The sequence below is a fragment of the Phyllobacterium sp. P5_D12 genome (assembly GCF_054049495.1).
This window is the reverse complement of record NZ_JBFUMG010000732.1, coordinates 1-1815: the sequence shown is the minus strand read 5'-3', so window position 1 is coordinate 1815 and position 1815 is coordinate 1. Positions and strand designations below refer to the sequence as shown.

Annotated in this window: 2 protein-coding genes; one reads left to right on the top strand and one right to left on the bottom strand. The window is 54.8% G+C overall.

Annotated features, from left to right (window positions below):
• The first annotated feature begins 288 nt into the window (after positions 1 to 288).
• The gene (gene bla / locus ACXJ5O_RS25840) at positions 289 to 1179 is read left to right on the top strand and encodes a class A beta-lactamase (protein ID WP_457302400.1); all 891 of its coding nucleotides are present in this window, start codon (positions 289 to 291) and stop codon (positions 1177 to 1179) included.
• A gap of 394 nt (positions 1180 to 1573) precedes the next feature.
• On the opposite strand, the gene ACXJ5O_RS25835 is transcribed toward bla, so the two are convergent.
• The coding region (locus ACXJ5O_RS25835) for a DUF2147 domain-containing protein (protein ID WP_457302399.1) at positions 1574 to 1815 on the bottom strand (242 nt) is incomplete at its 5' end.

Sequence of the window (1815 nt, the reverse complement as noted above, 5' to 3'; positions counted from 1 at the left end):
CAGTTACATTTGCTCGTACCCTGGTCGATATCGATGTCGGCCTCGAAGCGGATAGTGCTGCAGTGACAGCTTCCGTGATACGTCTTTTTCACCCTCTCCTCCGATGATATGTATAACCTTGTAGTTAAATAACCTTTTGGTTTAATAGTAGTTGGGATCACAAAGGTCAAGTTTGCGGTCACCACTTTTTTGAGCCACAAATTTTCCTTGGAAATTGCCATTTCGGATATCAGCTTGCGCCGCGGCGGGAATCCTCGCTGTCTGATTTGTCGGAGATGGAGATGAGAAATGAGTGGTCGTATCACGCGCCGCGGGGCACTGATTGGTTCAATCCTGGCAATGCCGGCCCTAGCCTTGTCGCAGAGGTCAATACAGGCTGCACCGGAGAGCCGGATAGACCTCGCCAGCGCGCTCAAGGCAATCGAAGCGGAAGCCGGTGCGCGCCTTGGAGTTTCGGCACACGATACCGGCAGCGATAATCGCATCGAATATCGCCAGCACGAGCGTTTTGCCATGTGCAGTACATTCAAGTTTCTAGCGGCAGCTGCAGTCCTCGCGCGCGTGGATCGTGAGCAGGAACGGCTGGACCGGATTGTCACTTACAAAAACACCGATCTCGTTCCCTATTCGCCGGTAACCGAGAAGAATGTCGGCAAGGGCATGTCTCTGGAAGCAATCTGCGAGGCTGCCATTACGATGAGCGATAATACGGCGGGCAATCTCATTCTCGACAGTCTTGGCGGACCCAAGGGACTGACGAAATATGCGCGCAGCCTCGGTGATGCGACGTTCCGGCTGGACAGGCGCGAAACTGAACTCAACGAAGCGAAGCCTGGCGACGACCGTGATACGATCACGCCATCAGCGATCCTGAAGGATCTGCAGAAGACTGCTCTCGGTGATGCATTATCCAAATCGTCACGCGATCAGCTGACCGCATGGATGCTGGCCAGCAAGACGGGAGACAAACGCTTGCGCGCCGGCCTTCCGAAGGACTGGAGCGTTGGTGACAAGACCGGAACCAGCGACAGCGGCATGGCCAACGATATCGCCGTCATCTGGCCTCCAAATCGCAAGCCAATTCTTCTGGCCGTATATCTATATGACCCGAAAGGGACGGCTGACAGCCGCAACGGTATTCACAAGAAGGTCGCCGGCCTGGTTGCCGAGAATATCTGAAGGCAAAGGCTTAAGGACAAGCCAGCAAGGATAGAGGCGCGATTTATTCAACCCTGCGTTCGTTGCCGCATTAGGCAAAGCAAGCCATGTGTTGGGTGTCTTGTAGGCGAAGCAGAACGCACCGAGCCAGCCGGTGCATTGAGGAGGATGAGCCACCTCAACCATGGCAAAGGCCCTGCCTGCGAGATTTGGAGGTGCGCTATGCGGTATATGCCGTTTAGGGTCACCCTAGAACTGAAAAGAACCCGGACCAGCTGGCAAGTTGTCATCCGGGTTCACTTTTCAGAAGTCTAGGAAAAGGGAGGCGGGTGAGAACCTGCCTCCTGCTCCAACGACAAGATAACATTTTCCGTCGTATTGCCAAGCGGCATCTGGTCCAGGCGCCTGAACTTGACTACTGCCTCGTCAGGCTTTCGCTCTTGCAGATCAGCCCGCCCATCACGCATCCGGAGAGAGAGAGCTTGCTCCCGCTGGCCGTTGCCTTGCCGTTATAGGTCTTGCCTTCGTCGAGCTTGTTGACCGTGCCCTTGTAGGATCCGTCCTTGCCGGACATTGAACCGATCGATTTGCCTTTGTATTCCCCCGTCAAAACTGTTCCGCAATAGGAATCCCCACCGCACGAAGAATACTGAATGA